General features: G+C 39.8%; 17 protein-coding genes and 1 other annotated feature. Of the genes, 8 read left to right on the forward strand and 9 right to left on the reverse strand.

Annotation, left to right across the window (positions count from 1 at the left end):
* Position 1: 1 nt before the first annotated feature.
* A complete protein-coding gene (locus C9J34_RS02490) occupies positions 2-1,000 on the reverse strand; it encodes an ABC transporter substrate-binding protein (protein ID WP_107838277.1) in 999 nt (332 codons plus the stop codon).
* Between the two features lie 335 nt (positions 1,001-1,335).
* Here C9J34_RS02490 and C9J34_RS02495 point away from each other — a divergent pair, with 335 nt between their 5' ends.
* The 7 genes from C9J34_RS02495 (at position 1,336) to trpA (ending at position 7,603) form a co-directional block, all read left to right on the forward strand.
* Positions 1,336-1,821: a QueT transporter family protein gene (locus C9J34_RS02495; RefSeq protein WP_107838278.1), complete on the forward strand. Its 486-nt coding sequence runs from the start codon at positions 1,336-1,338 to the stop codon at positions 1,819-1,821.
* Between the two features lie 362 nt (positions 1,822-2,183).
* Positions 2,184-2,398, forward strand: a binding site (T-box leader).
* Between the two features lie 56 nt (positions 2,399-2,454).
* The gene (locus C9J34_RS02500; RefSeq protein WP_107838279.1) at positions 2,455-3,228 is read left to right on the forward strand and encodes a metal ABC transporter ATP-binding protein; all 774 of its coding nucleotides are present in this window, start codon (positions 2,455-2,457) and stop codon (positions 3,226-3,228) included.
* A 5-nt stretch (positions 3,229-3,233) separates the two neighbouring features.
* On the forward strand, positions 3,234-4,262 hold the full coding sequence (gene trpD / locus C9J34_RS02505; RefSeq protein WP_107838280.1) for an anthranilate phosphoribosyltransferase: 1,029 nt from the start codon (positions 3,234-3,236) through the stop codon (positions 4,260-4,262).
* Positions 4,259-5,047, forward strand: coding sequence for an indole-3-glycerol phosphate synthase TrpC (gene trpC, locus C9J34_RS02510; RefSeq protein WP_107838281.1), 789 nt, complete (start codon positions 4,259-4,261; stop codon positions 5,045-5,047). Before trpD ends, trpC begins: the two co-directional genes overlap by 4 nt.
* Positions 5,044-5,658 (forward strand): phosphoribosylanthranilate isomerase, encoded by a 615-nt coding sequence (locus tag C9J34_RS02515; RefSeq protein ID WP_107838282.1) that lies wholly within the window; start codon positions 5,044-5,046, stop codon positions 5,656-5,658. The genes trpC and C9J34_RS02515 overlap by 4 nt, the downstream gene beginning before the upstream one ends.
* On the forward strand, positions 5,655-6,842 hold the full coding sequence (gene trpB, locus C9J34_RS02520; protein ID WP_107838283.1) for a tryptophan synthase subunit beta: 1,188 nt from the start codon (positions 5,655-5,657) through the stop codon (positions 6,840-6,842). The genes C9J34_RS02515 and trpB overlap by 4 nt, the downstream gene beginning before the upstream one ends.
* Positions 6,839-7,603, forward strand: coding sequence for a tryptophan synthase subunit alpha (gene trpA / locus C9J34_RS02525; RefSeq protein ID WP_107838284.1), 765 nt, complete (start codon positions 6,839-6,841; stop codon positions 7,601-7,603). The genes trpB and trpA overlap by 4 nt, the downstream gene beginning before the upstream one ends.
* A 32-nt stretch (positions 7,604-7,635) precedes the next feature.
* Here trpA and C9J34_RS02530 read toward each other — a convergent pair whose 3' ends face one another.
* The 4 genes from C9J34_RS02530 to C9J34_RS02545 all read right to left on the reverse strand — a co-directional run bounded on the left by C9J34_RS02530 (position 7,636) and on the right by C9J34_RS02545 (position 11,196).
* Positions 7,636-8,391, reverse strand: a complete 756-nt coding sequence (locus C9J34_RS02530) for a Nif3-like dinuclear metal center hexameric protein (RefSeq protein WP_107838285.1) — start codon at positions 8,389-8,391, stop codon at positions 7,636-7,638.
* Between the two features lie 112 nt (positions 8,392-8,503).
* Positions 8,504-8,767, reverse strand: a complete 264-nt coding sequence (locus C9J34_RS02535) for a hypothetical protein (RefSeq protein WP_107838286.1) — start codon at positions 8,765-8,767, stop codon at positions 8,504-8,506.
* A 480-nt stretch (positions 8,768-9,247) separates the two neighbouring features.
* Positions 9,248-10,174: an L-threonine 3-dehydrogenase gene (locus C9J34_RS02540; protein WP_107838287.1), complete on the reverse strand. Its 927-nt coding sequence runs from the start codon at positions 10,172-10,174 to the stop codon at positions 9,248-9,250.
* A 230-nt stretch (positions 10,175-10,404) separates the two neighbouring features.
* A complete protein-coding gene (locus tag C9J34_RS02545) occupies positions 10,405-11,196 on the reverse strand; it encodes a carbon-nitrogen family hydrolase (RefSeq protein WP_107838288.1) in 792 nt (263 codons plus the stop codon).
* 78 nt (positions 11,197-11,274) lie between these two features.
* Between C9J34_RS02545 and C9J34_RS02550 the strand changes: the two genes are divergently transcribed.
* Positions 11,275-12,444 carry a pyridoxal phosphate-dependent aminotransferase gene (locus C9J34_RS02550; protein WP_107838289.1) on the forward strand — a complete coding sequence of 390 codons (1,170 nt, stop codon included), beginning with the start codon at positions 11,275-11,277 and terminating at the stop codon, positions 12,442-12,444.
* Between the two features lie 218 nt (positions 12,445-12,662).
* On the opposite strand, the gene C9J34_RS02555 is transcribed toward C9J34_RS02550, so the two are convergent.
* From C9J34_RS02555 to C9J34_RS02570, 4 genes are read right to left on the reverse strand one after another with little or no spacing between them, the layout of a single operon-like run.
* Positions 12,663-14,408 (reverse strand): polysaccharide deacetylase family protein, encoded by a 1,746-nt coding sequence (locus C9J34_RS02555; protein ID WP_107838290.1) that lies wholly within the window; start codon positions 14,406-14,408, stop codon positions 12,663-12,665.
* Positions 14,405-16,261, reverse strand: coding sequence for a glycosyltransferase family 2 protein (locus tag C9J34_RS02560; protein WP_107838293.1), 1,857 nt, complete (start codon positions 16,259-16,261; stop codon positions 14,405-14,407). Before C9J34_RS02560 ends, C9J34_RS02555 begins: the two co-directional genes overlap by 4 nt.
* Positions 16,262-16,265: 4 nt before the next feature.
* The gene (locus C9J34_RS02565; protein ID WP_107838291.1) at positions 16,266-17,696 is read right to left on the reverse strand and encodes a polysaccharide deacetylase family protein; all 1,431 of its coding nucleotides are present in this window, start codon (positions 17,694-17,696) and stop codon (positions 16,266-16,268) included.
* Between the two features lie 11 nt (positions 17,697-17,707).
* Positions 17,708-19,012 carry a nucleotide sugar dehydrogenase gene (locus C9J34_RS02570; protein WP_238600542.1) on the reverse strand — a complete coding sequence of 435 codons (1,305 nt, stop codon included), beginning with the start codon at positions 19,010-19,012 and terminating at the stop codon, positions 17,708-17,710.
* Between the last annotated feature and the right edge of the window lie 155 nt (positions 19,013-19,167).

The following is a 19,167-nucleotide window of genomic DNA, read 5'->3' on the forward strand; positions in this document are numbered from 1 at the left end:
ATTATTTCACTTCCGCATTCCAAGTATCTTTAATTTCAAGACCTAATGCATCTGCCACGCCTTTATTGATTACTAATTTTAAATTTGCAGGGTAGGCTGCTGGCACTTCGCTTGGTGATTTGCCATCTTTTAAAATTTGAACAGCCATTTGCCCTGCCTCATAGCCGATATCGTAGTATTCAAAGCCGTATGCACCTAAGCCACCACGCGCTACAGAATCAAGTTCTCCTACCATCGCTGGGAGGTTATTCACTTTTGCTACATCAATTACAGATTCTAATGCTGAAACAACGGTATTGTCTGTTACGATATAAAGTGCATCTACTTTGCCTATTAATGATTCGGTTGCTTGCTTCACCTCAGCAGATGTTGCTACCGATGCTTCGACTAGCTCTAAGCCTTCATTCGCTAACGCTTGTTTCACTTGTGCAATTTGTGCAACTGAGTTTTGTTCACCAGAGTTGTACACTGTTCCAACTTTTGTCGCTCCTAGCTCATTTTTCATAAATGCGACTGTGCTCGCTATCGTGTCTGGATGTAAGTCAATCGTACCCGTCACATTTCCTCCTGGCTCCTCCATTGAATAAATTAATTGTGCATCAATGGCATCTGTTACAGACGTAAAGATGATTGGTATATCAGATGTCGCACTTTTTGCCGCTTGTGCAGATGGTGTAGAATTCGCAAAAATTAAGTCTACTTGATCCCCTACTAGCTTTTGGGCGATTGACATATTGGCATTATTATCACCATTTGCCGTGTTGTAAATAAAATCTGCCGCAAGACCTGCATCAGCAAATGCCGCTTTAAAACCTTCGTATGCTGCATCTAATGAAGGATGCTCTACGATTTGTGTAACACCGATTTTGTATACTTTTGCCTTTTCTACAGAATGGTTATTTCCATTGTCATTACTAGATGATCCTTTATTTGAGCCAGTCCCACATGCTGCGAGCAATAGGACTACTGCTACTAATAAAAATGCTAATTTATTTCTCATGTTCAATAAATCCCCCTACTTACTTCATTTGAATAAAGTGATAATTATCGTAATATTACATGGGGCTTTTTATATAGTCAACAGCATTTTATAAATATTCTAACAATTTTACGCTTTAAACCGCTAAATCAAAGCTTTTTTCTTAATTGTGAATTTTTTGTGTCTTAGGTCTTTAATTGCATCACTTAGATTTTTATAAGGAATGATTGTAAGATGCATAAGCAAATAAAAATTTCCATTGCTCTCTGACCGAATTTTAGTTATAATTCATGATTGTGCCTATGCACCGTGGTTCGTAACCATCCCACGTGAACAAAACTAGGAGGAATTTAATTATGAAAGTCAAATTTTTAGCAGCAAGTGCAATCATTGCTGCGTTGTATATTGCTGTAACGATGCTTGTTGCACCAATTAGCTTTGGACAAGTGCAGTTCCGTATTGCGGAGATGTTTAACCATTTAGTCGCATTTAATCCGCGCTATATGATTGGCGTGACACTTGGTGTACTTATTTCTAATTTCCTATTATCTTCAATTGGACCACTCGATTTAATTTTCGGTGTAGGTCATACGATTGTTACATTAGGAATTTTTATTTTCATTTGCAAGTTTGTCGAAAATATTTGGGCACGTTTAATCATCAATACGTTTTTATTTACGTTCACGATGTTTATTATTGCGTACCAATTAAATTTAGTCTTGGAGCTACCATTTTGGGAAACTTGGCTTTTTGTAGCAGTTGGTGAATTTGCTGTATTAGCGATTAGCGCACCAATTATGTACGCATTGAACAAGCGACTTGATTTTAAAAATTTAATTTAAATTTTAAGGGTTGATGGAAAAAGAAATTTTTCTGTCAGCCCTTAACTTTTATTTTGATTTTGATTCAGCAACAATCTTTATTAGTTGCGAAAGCGAAGCGGCAACAACAACAGATACAAATAGGAAAACCCTCGCTAAAGCTTCGGCGAATGTCGCAAATTTTGCAAAGGCCCCTCTTTTGAGCTCAAACAAATCTCAACAAGTACCATCCTCCCTCTTTCACCCTAAACATAATTTTTTATTCAGAATTAATTGACTTTTTAGTGCATACCTTTTACAATGACACTACATCTTTGTTCGGGTATGGTAGCAGGTTGCGGGAGCGCGACCACCACTAGACGAGATGAGTAGAGCTGAGCTGAGAAAAATTGATGACTAAGAATAGTAGTAATTGCTTTATGCATTAGAGAGCGCGTGGTTGGTGGAAACGCGTCATAAACAATTATGAATGGGCCTTAGGAGAGCTGTCGGCATTTATTTGTTGATGGACGGATTTCCCCTACGTTATAAGGGGTACTAGAGTGGAAGCAAATAGGCTTCAAACTGGGGTGGCAACGCGGTATTTATCGTCCTCTACAAAGGGAATTTTTCCTTTTGTAGAGGACTTTTTTCATTTTGAAGGGAGGAAAAAATATGCAAAAAACTTCACGTACGACGATTCGTAAAATAAATGGTGACTGCTTAACACCGATTGTACTTTTTAATAGACTGCAAGGAACGCAAAAATTTTTACTGGAAAGCGCCACAAAGCACGAAACGGCTGGACGCTATTCCTTTATTGGAGCAAATCCACGTAAAACATATAGTGGTAAAGGGAATGCTTTACAAGAAATTAGCGATGTCACATATAGCCATCATGGTGACTTAATTCAATCACTGAAGCAAATGATGCCACGCATTTCTCAGCATACGAAGTATCCTTTTATGGGTGGAGCTATCGGCTATATTCGTGAGAATGAGGTGCTTTTCCAAGTATACGATACAGTCATTATTTTTGATCATATGACAGATGAGCTTGCTATTGTTCATACGAATATTGAAATTGAGCAACAAACACCTAATTTAGATGAGCTCATCGAACAATTAACGAATGGCACAACAAATGAAAATCATCATGCAGCCTTTGTGGACTATCGTAAATTCCGCATTGAGCAAAGAGCAGCTTATTTATATTATGTAGAATTCGCGGATCATACACTGATTGGCTCTTCAACACATAGTGTAATTAATGTAAAGGATAGCGTCATTACGACAACGCTTCCTACAGTCAGGGAGTGGACACAAGATGAGCAGCTCCCCCCTTCTGCCCACTCAATTGATGCATTGGCAGAAGCAGCGAAAAGTGTTCCAGCTATGCTAGGCTATATCGGCTTTAATGGGCAAATTGATTTTACAGCGGAAGGATGAGTCGTATGTCACTACAACAATATACAGCGAAAATTAACAAAAGCGAAAATTTATTACTCAATGACATGAAGGTAGCAGCAACGCTTGTTTTCGATGAAACAACACCTGCGCAAGATATTGCCAATTTTTTAACTAGCTTAAGTGCTAAAGGTGAGACAGCACAAGAAGTTGCAGGTCTTGCGATGATTATGCGCGATAACGCACTTAAAATTAATGTGCCTGAAGGAATTTATATTGATAACTGTGGTACTGGTGGCGATGGCTTACAAAGCTTTAATATTAGCACAACAACAGCCTTTGTCCTTGCTGGTGGTGGCTTGCTTGTCGCCAAGCATGGCAATCGCAAAATATCAAGTGCTGCTGGTAGCTCCGACGTTTTGGAAGCTTTACAAATTCGATTGCTCCCTTCTGTTGAAGAAACATCTGAGCTACTCACACAACATGGCATCGCTTTTTTACATGCACCAAATATGCACCCTAAATTAAGGCGTATCGGTGAAATACGCCGCTCAATTGGCAAGCCAACCATCTTTAATTTAGTTGGCCCTTTGACCAATCCTGTTCCTTTAAAGACGCAATTTGTCGGTATTAATCGTCCGCATTTTACGACAGATTATGCGGAAGTTTTGCACATGCTAGGACGCGAGCGGGCGATTGTCGTTTCGGGCACGCAAGGTATGGATGAAGCATCGTTAGCAGGAGAAAATACTTTTGCTCTGCTTGATCATGGTGACATTATTCCATTCAAATTACGCGCAGAGGATGTTGGCTTAACTGCCGCACCATTAGCAGCAATTCGCGGTGGAGATGCACAGGAAAACGCGAAAATTATGCTGAATTTATTAAATGGCCAACAAAATGCTTATTTAGATACAGTATTGCTCAACGCAGGTATTGGCTTCTTTGCATATGGCTCCGCTACAACAATTAAAGAAGGTATCGAAATGGCGAGGGATAGTATTTTTTCAGGTCGCGCTCTAGATAAATTACAAGCAGTCGTTGCCTATTCACAGCATAAGGAGGGTGTCCAATGACGATTTTAACGAAAATTATTGAGCATAAAAAAACAGAATTACATGACTTACGCGCTGTACAACCCGATTTTATCGAGACGGTGAAGCGCCCTTCTCTTTATGAGCGTTTACGCCAAGCGACGACCGTGCAGGTAATTGCTGAAATGAAGCGCGCCTCCCCTTCAAAGGGTGATATTGCAACACATGTCGAGCCTGTGGAGCAAGCAAAAATTTATGCAGCCGCGGGAGCAGTTTGTATTTCTGTGTTGACAGAAAGTAAATTTTTCAAAGGTTCTTTTGCCGATTTAAATGCGGTGGCACAGGCCGTTGATATCCCTTTACTGTGCAAGGATTTTATTATAGATTCAGTGCAAATTGACTATGCAAAGGCTGCGGGGGCATCCGTTATTTTATTAATTGTTGCCGCTTTAACAGATGAGGAACTCCATTCTCTACATGACTATGCAACCTTTTTAGGACTAGATGTTTTAGTAGAAGTACATGATGTTGAAGAACTAGAGCGCGCATTAAAAATAAACCCGAAAATTGTCGGTGTCAATAACCGTAACTTAAAAACGTTCGAGGTAGATTTAGCACAAACAGCAGAGGTAGCACGTCACTTAACAAATAGCGATATCGCCTTTATTAGCGAGAGCGGCATTTGGGTGCCTGAAGATACAGCAACGGTAGCCGCAGCTGGAGCCCGTGCTGTACTTGTTGGCGAATCACTTATGCGCAGCAACAATGTAGCCGATGATTTACAGGCATTGCAAATTCCATTAGTGAAGGCTGGTGAAGCGCAGTGACAATGGTCAAAATATGCGGCTTAAAAATGCCTGAACATGTCGAAACAGCGGTGCAAGCTGGCGCGGATTTTGTCGGATTTGTCTTTGCTCCAAGTAAACGCCGCATTGCGGTAGAGGAAGCGAAAGAGCTTGCGAAACAAATACCTACAAACGTCAAAAAGGTAGGGGTATTCGTCAATGAGGATGCGGAAACAATTCGCACAATCGCTGAGACGGTTCCACTCGATTATATTCAATATCATGGTGACGAAACGAATGATTTTATTCAGCAGATCGGCTTACCTGCATTAAAGGCATTTTCAGTGCACAATGCCGATGATGTGAAAAAGGCGGCAGCCTTTGGGGTAGATTATTATTTATTTGATGCACCTGGCACCGATTTTCGTGGTGGCAGTGGGCATACATTCGATTGGTCTTTACTAGAAGAGGCAAGCATTCCAAGTGAGAAGGTCATCGTTGCAGGTGGCTTAACGGTTGATAATGTAGCCGAGGCGATTCAATTCTTCCAACCTGTGGCAGTCGATGTATCAAGTGGTGTGGAACGTGATGGTGTAAAGGATTCAGCATTAATTCAAGCATTTATCCACAATGCGAAAGGAGCAATACGATGACAACTGTAACAGGACGTTTCGGTGAATATGGCGGGCAATTCGTACCTGAAACATTGATGACACCTCTTCTTGAGCTAGAGCAAGCTTATGAAGAAGCGCAAAATAACGCAGAGTTTTTGGCGCAATTTCAATATTATTTACAGCAATATGTCGGACGTGAGACACCTCTTTATTTCGCGGAGCGCCTAACGGCAAAATGCAGTGGTGCAAAAATTTATTTAAAGCGTGAAGATTTAAACCATACAGGTGCACATAAAATTAATAACGCGATTGGACAAGCACTTTTAGCAAAGCGCATGGGCAAAAGGAAAATCGTTGCCGAAACAGGAGCAGGACAGCATGGTGTCGCAACAGCGACAGCATGTGCATTACTCGATTTAGAATGCATCGTTTATATGGGCGCAGAAGATGTAAGACGCCAAGCATTGAATGTTTTCCGTATGGAGCTGCTCGGCGCAAAAGTTGTGTCCGTTGAAAAAGGTTCTGCTACTTTAAAAGACGCAGTAAATGAAGCTCTACGCCATTGGGTAACGCATGTAGAAGACACACATTATATTTTAGGCTCAGCACTTGGTCCACACCCCTTCCCTACGATTGTTCGCGATTTTCAACGTGTGATTGGTGATGAAACACGTGCTCAAATTGTTGAACAAGAAGGACGACTACCCGACACAGTAATTGCTTGCATCGGTGGAGGGAGTAATGCCATCGGGATGTTTTATCCCTTCGTTGAGGATGAGGATGTACAATTGATTGGCGTTGAGGCAGCTGGTGCAGGCCTTGCGACAGGAAAACATGCAGCAGCGATTTATGGCGCACAAAAAGGGGTACTGCACGGTGCGTATATGTATTTATTACAGGATGAAAATGGCTTTGTACAGGAGGCGCATTCCATTTCAGCGGGACTTGATTACCCTGGTGTGGGACCCGAGCATTGCTATTTAAGCGATATTGGGCGTGCTCTTTATGAAAGCGTGACAGATGTAGAGGCTTTGGAAGGCGTTAAATTACTGGCTGAAACAGAGGGCATTTTACCAGCTTTAGAAAGCGCTCATGCAATTTATTATGCTGCACAGTTAGCAAAATCTAAGCCAGCTGATGAAATCATTGTGGTTTGCCTATCAGGTCGTGGTGATAAAGATGTGCATACATTAATTGATGCGATTGGAGGGAAAGAGGCATGATTCAAAAAGCAATTGAGCAAGTTTTAGCCAATGGTGATCGTGCATTTGTTCCATATATTATGGCAGGTGATGGTGGGCTAGAAACTTTAAAAGCGACGATTTTACGTTTGCAGAAAATCGGCGTAACTGCGATTGAGATTGGCATTCCCTTCACCGATCCTGTAGCGGACGGACCAACGATTGAGCTAGCTGGACAGCGTGCTTTAAAAAATGGCACTACATTAAAATCAACTTTAGCTACTCTAGCAAGCTTTGCAGAGGAAATCACTGTACCGCTTGTTGCGATGACCTATTTAAATCCGATTTTAGCATACGGTGCTGAAAAATTTGCCCACGATGCAAAGCAAGCAGGTATTCATGGTGTCATTATTCCTGATATGCCATTGGAGGAGCGTGCGATTATTTATCAGGCACTACAGCAGGAGCAAATAGCACTTATCCAGCTGATTTCTTTAACAAGCCCTGCTGAGCGTATCAAAAAATTAGCAGCAGCGAGTGAAGGCTTTATATATGCAGTCACAGTGAATGGCATCACCGGTGCACGCAACGCTTTTGCAGATGAGCTAGAAAAGCATTTCGCCAAATTGAAGGCAGCTAGCCCTATCCCTGTATTAGCTGGCTTCGGTATTTCCACACCTGAGCATGTAAAAAAATTCGCTAGCTTTAGCGATGGCGTGATTGTTGGTAGTAAAATTGTTGACGCTCTCGCAAATGATGATTGGGAGACGGTTGAAGCATTAGTAGTGGCTTCGAAAAAATGAAATTATGTAGAGAAAGTGGTTGCACACTTTCTCTACATTACTTCAAAATGTGTTTCTGGTAATAAAGTTAGTGTGATGCTCGGCTCCAATGCTTTCAGCTTATAAGCTAGGCTTTCCACACCAAAAATTTCGGTAAATGTATGGCTGCCGACCAACAAATTAATTCCTACAAATTGTGCATATTGAATGGTGTATAAATTTACTTCTCCTGTAATATATGTATCGCAGCCTTCTTCCACTGCCATTTTCATTGCATCAGAGGAATTTCCTGCGCCTGTTAAAACGCCTATCTTCTTCACAGCTTTATCATTATATTGCCATGCCCGAATCGGTTCCTTTAGCTTTTCACTCATTTTTTCAACAAGTTCATGAAATGAAAGTTCTTTATTATATTCGCCAATCCCTGGGAGAGAGTTGTTTTGATACACGGAGTATTTGATAATGTTATCAACCCCAAGTACATTCATTAGTGATGTACAAGTACCAAACTCGACATAATCTAATGGCGCGTGTATCCAAAAGTGGCTAATATCATATTCCTTTAACTTTTCAATACAAGCTTCTTTTAAACCATAGATAAAGTCCCAAGCATCATGGTGTGTCACCATCAAATCTACGTCATGCTTTTTCGCCTCTTCAATCGTTTCAAGCGATAAATTTGTTGCATAGCCAATTTTTCTGATTTCATCATCCGTTTTATTCGTAAAGCCATACTCATGCTCAATTTGTGTTAATAGTTCTTCACCGAATAATATGCTTATATACTGTTCAAATTGCGTTATATTCATTTGTTGATTCTCCTTTGCCAAGGGCTTAATTGAAAGTCTTGATTGTGCAAAATGCATGGTGTGATGCATTTGGCTTCATTATTAAGGGTTGTACTAGCTCTACTGTAATTAGTCACACATGCACAAATTGTTGGTTCAACGCCCATCGAAATATCCCCGTCTCTTCATCAGGACGGCTCGGATTGCTAAATTCTATAACAAAGCCGCACTGCTGGCAAATAGCAGCGTAGTGTGTAAAAACAACTTGTATACCGGGCTTTTCAACATTGGAATAGATTTCGTATGGAATAAATATATCATGCGAACAAATATGGCAACGAATCTGTTCATCAAAAATAAATAGACGGCTTTCTTTTGCTACAAAATAATCGACCATTAATCGCTCACCTGCACATATTCAATATTGCTGACACCATCATGTTTTTGTTCCTCAAACTTTAACGATTGTGCACATGTAGTACACGTCAAAGATTGTAACGTTATTTTCTTTTTTGCACCCCTTGCTCATGATTAACCACTTTGACATATACTTCTCGGTGCCTAAACGTAGTCCCTTTACAAAATAAACAAACAAGCGGCTTACCAATGATACTTACTTTATATACGCCCCTTCTTCTAACCATCCAACAGCACCTCTATTCGTAAATATAGATTATTTTCTATAAGTTTATCACTATCATTGCATAAATTTTAACTGTGTTTTCTATCGGTTGTATTTCCAAACCGATATCTTCCCTTACACTGAGATTCCCCACTGTATTATAATGATAAAATTTAAGCTACTTAGCGCCCGAAAATACGGTAACTAAGCAGCCTAAAAGGTGTCTTATATATGTCTAAAATAACTAGATCAATCTTACTTTTTCAATTTCTCTAACATATCGCTAGTCATTGAAGCAAGGTCGTACTTCGCATTGAAGCCCCACTCCGCTTTGGCAGCTGATGAATCAATCGCATTCGGCCAGCTATCTGCAATCGCTTGACGCACAGGATCTACAGCATACTCAACTGTAAAGTTCGGAATATGCTTTTTAATTTCCGCTGCAATTTGTGAAGGCTCAAAGCTCATTGCTGAAATATTGAACGCATTACGATGCACTAACTTCGAGCCATCTGCCTCCATTAAGTCAACAATTGCCTGCAATGCGTCAGGCATATACATCATATCCATATATGTGCCTTCTGCGATATAAGATGTATATTTCCCATCTTCAATCGCTTTATAGTAGATATCAACTGCATAATCTGTCGTTCCCCCACCTGGTGGCGTTGCATAAGAAATTAAGCCTGGGAAGCGAACACCGCGCGTATCTACGCCAAATCTTGTGAAATAATAATCACATAGCAATTCCCCTGCTACTTTGTTGACACCATACATCGTTGTTGGACGCTGTAACGTATCCTGCGGCGTGTTATCCTTTGGTGTAGATGGACCGAATGCCCCAATCGAGCTCGGCGTGAAAAATTGTAAACTCAGCTCACGTGATACTTCTAATGCGTTCATCAAGCCACCCATATTTAAATTCCATGCAAAAAGAGGATTCTTTTCAGCAGTTGCTGACAATAATGCAGCCATATGAATCATCGTATCTGCCTCAAAATCCTTCGCAAGCTCATGCATTCGCTTGCCATCTGTTACATCTAATATTTCAAATGGACCATCTTGCTGTGCTGTGCGAATATCTGTTGCTAAAACTGCATCATTTCCATAAATTGTACGTAATTTCCCTACTAACTCTGAACCAATTTGACCAAGTGCACCCGTCACAATAATTTTTTTCATTCCCGTACCCTCCTGTGGTGTTATACATTTGTACACTGTAAAAATACACGTAAACCCTGCAATAAAGCGCTTTGTTTGTCCTTTTATTGAGATTAATTATAAAATGTTCTTTTCAAAAAGACAATCATAATTTTAGTGCCAGGCACACACACAATTCTCACACAATTTCCTTCATCATATATCATCTCTACATTTCCCTATAAAAAAACTAACCAGAAATAATTTTCTGGCTAGCTTTTCACTACTTCCTCATATAAATTTGGTCTGCGGTCATCGTATACAGGGATGCGCGTACGTACTTCATCAACAATAGAGAAGTCAACATCGATAATCGCAAGTTCCTCATCGTCAGCGCCAGTCCACAGCACCTCGCCCCAAGGCTGAATGATCATCGATTGACCGTTGAAATTTTCTACTTTACGTGAAATTCGATTGACTGCGATGACAAAGCACTGGTTTTCAATCGCACGTGCTTGCAATAATGTTTTCCAATGATCGATACGCGGTGTCGGCCATTGCGCAGGTACGAATAGCACTTTTGCTCCTTGTAATGCATGTGAGCGCAGCCATTCTGGGAAACGAATATCGTAACAAATAACGCCCCCTGCTTCAATATCCCCTAGAGTAAATCGGTTCATCTGGTCTCCTGCTTGTAAATATAAATGCTCGTCCATTAGGCGGAATAAATGCACTTTACTATATTCACCAACCAGCTCCCCTTCTTTATTAAAGGTATACATTGTGTTGAAAAATTCCTCGCCAACGCGAATTGCTACTGAACCTCCAACGATATGGACAGCTAACTCTTGTGCAAGCTTACTTAAAAACGCTTTCGTGCGTTCACCGTTTTCATCTGCTAGTTCTGACAATTTTTCAAGTGCGTACCCTGTATTCCACATTTCCGGTAGTACGATAATTTCAGCGCCACCTTGTGCAGCTTTGCGAATAAATTGTTCTGCTCGTTCAAAATTTTCATCCACTTTGCCAAAGCGAACATTTAATTGAATACATCCGATTTTCATAGTTTCACTTCCTATATAGACATTTTTTCAAAAAAGACTTACCATATTTTTATTATATTCAGAAAACGAGGGGATTGCATGGAATTTTCAAAAAAGCTACAACAACTACCATCTCAATTTTTTGCTTCACTCGCACAAAAGGTCAATACAGCCATTGCTGAAGGACGCGATATTATTAATTTAGGACAAGGTAATCCTGACCAGCCGACACCATCACATATTATCGAAGCATTGCAAGAAGCTGCGGAAAATCCGTTAACACATAAGTATCCACCATTTCGCGGAATTACAGAGCTACGCGAGGCAGCCGCCGCCTTTTATATGCGCGAATATGGTGTTACGATTGATCCACAAACAGAGGTCGCAATCGTTGGTGGAACGAAAATTGGACTGGTTGAACTGCCACTTGCCATAATGAATCCCGGTGATATGATGTTGCTGCCTGATCCTGGCTATCCTGATTATTTGTCAGGTGTCGCGCTTGCTGATGTGCAATTTGCTACGATGCCGTTACTACCAGAAAATAAATTTTTACCTGATTACGACGCATTGAGTGAGGATATTAAAGAGCAGGCAAAGCTTCTTTATATTAACTATCCTAACAATCCAACAGGAGCGATAGCAACTTATGACTTCTTTAAAGAAACTGTTGCATTTGCGAAAAAGCATCATATTGCTGTCGCACATGATTTTGCCTATGGTGCAATTGGCTTTGATGGCAAGAAGCCGATTAGCTTTTTACAGGTAGAGGGAGCAAAGGATGTTGGCATCGAATTTTATACATTGTCGAAAACATTCAATATGGCGGGCTGGCGTGTCGGCTTCGCTGTAGGTAATGCGAAAATGATCGAAGCAATTCAATTGCTACAAGATCATTTGTTTTGTAGCTTATTCCCAGCAGTTCAGCATGCCGCAGCACATGCACTAAGCACTGAGCAAAATGCTGTTGAACAATTGCGCGCTACTTATGAAAGCAGACGAAATGTATTAGTTGAGGAAGCAGCGAAAATTGGCTGGCAAGTGAAAGCACCAGCTGGCTCATTTTTTGCATGGCTACCTGTGCCACAAAATTATACAAGCGAGCAGTTTACTGATTTATTGCTAAACAAAGCTGATGTTGCTGTTGCAAATGGAAAGGGTTTTGGGGAATTCGGGGAAGGCTATGTACGTGTCGGTCTACTCGTCAGTGAGGAAAGGCTTCGCGAGGCGATGCAGCGAATTGCTGCATTAGGCATTTTTCATAAGTGAGCTTTCTATTCATAGGGATTCAATGAACACATGATGTTGAAGTTTGGTTGAGCGAATTTGCTTGTCTTGTGGGCGAAATTCCATGTTTAACGGGCGAAAATGGGCATCTTGCGGGCGAATCATTACTTTTATACCAAAGAATTTAAAAGCACTCGCTTCATATAGCTTTTCTTCTAGTTAATACAGGGCTGTTCGCAAATGAACAGCCCTCCTTATTTTCAAAAGTTTTCAATAAAAAAATCTACCAAACCATTAAACCATGTAGACATATTATGCTCTACCTTTGCTATTTCCGTATATTGATTTGAGAAAATAACTTCATCTGCTTCATCAGTTATTTTAATATTCTCCACGATGGTATCATATATATCATCCATGTATTGCTCATGTGCCGTATCCTTTTTAGAATAGGCTGCGCCAAAGCCAATCTGTGCTCCTTGGCTAACATCGTTCATCGCAATTGTTGTCGTAAGTTCTTTATCAACTGTTAAGTGTAACTCGTTTGTTCCCACTTGTAGCGCGAAATGACGGCGGTTTTTTAAATTGCGGGGATACTCTTCTTCATCAATGCGGGAGCCTTGCTGTGTATCATAATAGGAGTACACGGTCGCCTTGTTAAAGGCATAATCCTCACCGCTCCACTCTATTTCCTCCAACGTATGTCGCTCTAATTCAGCCTCTTTTTGATTCAGCTGCTTTTCTAAAATAACAACTTCATTATCCTTTAACATGATGCGCATATAACTTTCATCAGCAGCTTTCACATAAAGTGATTGCTCACCGACAACGTTACCGTAAAAGTCAAACTCAAGCTGGTATGCCGTCGGTAGCTTTTGCTTTAAAAATAATGTTGCCTGTGCTGAAGGCTCTGATGTTAAAATGAGCTCATTATTTAAAAATTCTGCTGCACCATTTGCTAAAGTCCACTCCTTTGCAAGCTCCTTGTCACCGATAGCAAACTCAACACGCTGCTTGCTCGATTGTTGAATTTTCATCATCAAATGGTTCGTCGGCCAATATGGTGAAACTTGTAATCTACTCAAATTATAAATATCCGCATCTGCTTCATTGTAGGCATCTCGCTCTAAATTGAAATGCATTTTGTATAGCTCTTTAATATGCTTATCGTTGACCTTTTCAACGAGTGCATCCATATTGTTATAAAGCGCGTTTGCATGCATAATCGCATAAGCCTTTGGCACTTCACCGAGCGATTCTGTATAAATATCACGCATGAATTCATAATCCTCTGTAATGCGTTTTTCCAATTCAGCTCGTGTTTCAGTCGGAATCATATATTCATCACGAATGAAATCCATTAAATAATGATTATAGTATTCAATCATCATTTTGTCTGGTACATCGTTTTCATCAATGACGCCTAGTGACTGCCCTTCATCATTAAAGACATTAATATATGTTAGTCGATAGCCGTTTGAGCCTAACTCCCAGTAACCGCTATTTTCCATCAGTTTCAAATGATTCGGCTTTAAAAACTTTGTATCTTTCGTATCCATTTTATTGGCATACGTGTACATCGTCGCACGATAGTTTAGCTTTTCCAATATTTTTTGTGAGAAGATGCTAGAATCTGTGCGCCCATCCTCAAATGATAAATATAATGCTTTCTCAGGTAACGGCTTGCCTTCCTCATAAAAATCAATAATGTCCTGTTGAGAGATGGTTGTATAACCTTGCTTTGCTAATAATGTTAATTGCTTTGCCAACTCCGCTTTCGAGACATATTTCGGTGATTCTCCGCGACTTACACCAAAATAGGATAAGGCGATAAATCCGGCTTCATTCGATGTTGCTAAAGCCGTCTCCTCAAATTTATTGAGCAAAAAGACAGCACGTATTAAAATAATCGCAAGAAAAGCGACAATCACCGCCTGAATAACCGTTCGAATGACCTTCTTACGCTCTTTCGATTTTTGATTTAATGCGACGCCCTTTTTACTCATTTCTTCTCACCTCCATTCCTCCATTTCCATTTCTCCTTGCGCCGAGCCTTTCTTTCCAACTTCTTTTCACGTTCTAATATATCTTGTGGTGTTTCTCTCGTCCCCCATGTAGATTTCCAGAAAGTGACCCACGCCACAGGCATTTGCCATAGCAACACAAACTCATAAAATAGCACAAATATAAAGCCAAATGACCATAGCTTACTTCTTCTAAAATAAAGATGTGCTAAGCTCATTAACATAGCCATTAACAATAAACCGATTAAAAATGTTCGAGGAAAAATGCCTTGTGTAATCGGCACCCACAATAAATTGTAAACAACGACAACAGGGGCAGCAATTGGTACGATTAAACCGATAATGAAGAAGAGGAACATAAATGGTTCCTTTGTCCACATAAATGTAAGTGCACGTAAAGATTCCCTAAGCCAGGAGCGTTTCCAGCGCATTTGCTGTGATAAAAATGATTGCGTATCGGATGGTACAATTGTTGAACACACTGCATTATCTTGATACGTCGTGCGATGTGTTTTTAAAATGTAGTTTGTCATACTGCGATCATCACCAAATGTTGCAGGTTGACCGAGAAATTTTTGATTTAGCCAGGCTTCTCCGTTTTGTAAAACAAGCTCTTTGCGGTAACAAGCAAGTGGACCAGAAAGACATGTAACTGCATCAAACCATGACTCAGCCGCCTTCATAATACGAAATGCGATATAATAACGAACCGTCTGTAACTTCGTTAATGCATTCGTAAACTTATTTTCCACTTCAGTGCGCCCTGCTACCCCACCCATTTTCTCATCTTGAAAAGGCTGCACTAAGTTACGAATCGCATTCGGCTCTAAAAAACTATCGGAATCCACAAAGACAACTAAATCATACTTTGCCCTATGCACACCTGCCATGAGCGCCTCTCGTTTGCCACCGTTTTGTGGTAATTGATAAACGGTTAAACGCTCCTTCGTTTTAAAACGCTCTCCCTCTTGGTGAAGGAGTTCTACTGTTTCTTCAGCTCTAAGCTTCGTACTATCTGTGGAGCAATCATCGACAACAATTACCTCTAATTTATCAACTGGATAATATTGATTCATGCAACTTAAAATTGTTCGTTGAATCCATTTCTCCTCATTAAACACTGGAATAATAATTGAAACAGCAGGTTCATATTCAGGATTTATACGCAAATTTCGATAAAACATACCAAACATATAGCGACTTAGCAAAAACGCTGCTGCAATTAAACTATATAAATATAAAGATTTATTAAATTTAAAATAAATGACACTCTCTGCCCGCATAAGCATAACTGTTAATGTGGCAAGCAATAATACAAGACTTGCTACAAAAATGGATAGACCCCAGCGCTTTTTCTTCATATATTCATTTAACGACTGCAAAAACTCACATGCATAATAATAGCGCGTTTCCCCATCTATCTCTTTTGTAAATGCGCGAATGAGTTTCCCCTTCAGCTTGACATTTGCCTCATATCCTTCTGGCATTGCACCTCCCGGAATTTTAAAGGCTAATGTAATCATTTCATCCGTGTCAAAAGCATCCGCCGTATTTGAATAAAGCAATATACCTGTGACTGAAATATCTTCAGAATAAAACGTTACGGTAGCCTTTCGTTTTATAAATGATTGCGAAACTTTTACTGGCATCTTCGTAATATAACGTAAGCTTAATGACTGCAAGCGAAATAGTTCATTAACATCTGTAATATCCACCTCGGATTGCTGGTAGTTAGCCCCTCGTCGATCTACTAATCTACGCATATTTTCTGGATCAGGAATATTTGATAAAATGCGCCGATCTGGTCGCTTTGCCATTAAAATTTCCTTTTCCATTTCATCAATCCACACTTTCCTCAGAATGTTGTTCAATCCATGTAGAGAGCTTTTCAAATGTATAGCCTTGCTGCTGTAATTGTTCAATGATTAAAGGTAAGGCTTCAACTGTTTCAGTTCCGTCCAATACGTGCATAACGATAATTTTCCCTGGCGCTACCCGCTCCATAATTCGGTTATAAATGTCCTGTAGCGCGTAGTCAGTGTTCCAGTCGAACGATGCAATATCGTATAAAGCGATTGTTTTCATCCCTGTTGCCGCAACGACTTTTGCCGATTTTTCATCAATTACACCTTGCGCAGGTCTAAAATATAATAATGGTGATTCCTGCAAAGCGTATGTCAACGCATGATGTGTCTTTACAATATCCTCCTGTAACTCCTCTGGTGTCATTTCCGTAATATTTCGATGATAGTAAGAATGACTAGCCACCTCATGCCCTTCATCTAAAATCATTTTCGCTAAATGTGGGTCCTTTTCCACGCCACTTCCGATTAAAAAAAATGTGCTTTTAATATCGTACTGGCGCAACACATCTAATATTTCCTTCGTTCTTTCCTCACTTGCCCAATCATCAAATGTTAAAGCAACTTCTTTCTTGGTTGTATTTTTACGGTAATAAATATGTGGCTCTGCATCTTCATAATTAGCATTCATTTGAATGGCGTCGTAGCCTTCTATTTCCTCTAATTTGCGTACAGTATATTGATTTTCCAGCACTTCTGACAATGTTGTTAGTTTATAGCTCTTTTCATTTGCTTTTCCTGCCAATAACGAAATTGCTTCAATAACAGCGGGATTTATATAGGTGTTCAAATGAATAATAGCCCCACTACTCCAAAAACGTTCAATATAGGTGACAATTTCCTCCGCACTTTGCATGTTGCGATCTTGTGGATTAATAGAATATTCTACTACCGCTTTCAATCCTAACGTTGCTGCTGCTAAACGCATACTTTCCGTCGCATCTCCTGAACGACTACGTACATATTGCGGTGCATAACCTAAATGCTTCTCAAAAATTTGATTTGCTAAAAAAAATTCTTTATATGTTTGCTCATAATTTAACTCTGACATATCCGCAAATGTTAACGTGCCATTTTGCACCTCATGTCCATGTGCTAGTATCTTCTGTACAAGCTCTGGTTCTTGTGCTACCCGCATTCCCTCTATAAAAAACGTGGCTTTCATTTGATGTGTGGCCAGTGCATCTAATAGTTTCATCATCGTGTCTTCATCTGCCAAACCATTGAATGTAAGTCCTAATTTTGGCTGCAGTGTATTGGATAGCCGAATCACATCGCTCAATGTTCCGTCCGATTCCTTCACTTCAATTGAGGGCGTTACTGCACGAATCGTTTCCTTCCCCTCACTCGACTGACAAGCCACTAACAATAAAACAAGTAATATACTACAAAGTAGTAAGTTCCGCATCATAACGCTCCTTATAATTTATAGTAGTTTTCGTTATTGAATGCATAGTCCGTTTGACGTGTATCAAAAATAAAATTCGCATGACTATCTATTATTCCATAATCAATCATTGAATGATTCGTTAAAATGATAACCCCATCTGCCTGTTGAACGAGCTGTGGCGTTAGTGAAACAGTCGGCATATCCTTAATAAATGGATCAACGATTTGAATGTCACAATGCATGCCTTTTAACAATTGAACAATATTTAATGCGGGCGATTCACGTATATCATTCACATTTGGTTTATAAGTGACTCCAATAACAATAATTTTCGCTCCTACTAACTGCTTATGGTGCATATTCAAATAGTAAGTCAATCGCTCTACTACGAATTTTGGCATAGACTCGTTTACTTTATCTGCCGCATCTATTAATGAGGCATGGATGCCATATTGCTGCCCTATCCATAATAAATACTTCGGATCTACTGGTATACAGTGTCCACCAACACCCGGCCCCGGTGTAAAGCGCATAAAACCATATGGCTTCGTAGCAGCTGCATCTACTACTTCCCAAATATTAATATTCATTGCATGGCATACTTTGCTCAGCTCATTAATTAAAGCAATATTTACTTGGCGAAACGTATTTTCAAGCAATTTTTCCATCTCAGCAACTTCGGGAGTGGATACACAGTGAACTTTTGTCTGTAACGCTTGCTCATAAAATAACTTCGCGAGCTGTGTGCAGTCTTCAGTTAATCCCCCGACAACTTTTGGTGTATTTTTCACATTAAAATGCATATTCCCTGGATCGATACGCTCTGGCGAATATGCGAGAAAGTAATTGTTCCCTACCGTATAGCCACATTGCTCAATCATCGGATAAACAATTTCTCTTGTCGTTCCTGGGTAGGTCGTACTCTCTAAAATGACTAATGTATCCGTCGTCATATATTGCTGTATTTTCATAACTGCTTCCTCAATATACGAAATATCTGGACTTTTATCGGCTGCTATAGGTGTCGGTACACAAATAACGATAATATCGGTCTGCTGCAGTAATTCAAATTGATCTGTTGCGATAAAGCGCTCGCTCTCTAATGCCTCTTGTACGATAATAGATTGCAAATCTGAAATATAGCTTTTCTTCTGATTTAAGCTATTAATTTTGTCTCTATTTTTATCAAACCCGATTGCAACAAAGCCACTTTTTACAGCTTCAAGCGCTAAAGGAAGTCCTACATAACCAAGACCTATTACTCCAACAACTGCTTGCTTAGTCTGTATTTTTTCAGCAAGCAGCAATAATTTACTGCTCATTTTTTTATTCACCAAAATCTCCCCTTATTCTCTTGTTAAATGAAAGCCTTGTTCTTCATTAAATCTAGAGTAACGTTAATTACATTTAAAAAAGTAAATATTTTACTTTCTAAGTATAAATGAAGCTTATTTGATATATGCAACAGAATTTCAAAGTATACTTTATT

The sequence above is a fragment of the Metasolibacillus meyeri genome, assembly GCF_003049505.1.
Classification (GTDB): Bacteria; Bacillota; Bacilli; order Bacillales_A; family Planococcaceae; genus Metasolibacillus; species Metasolibacillus meyeri.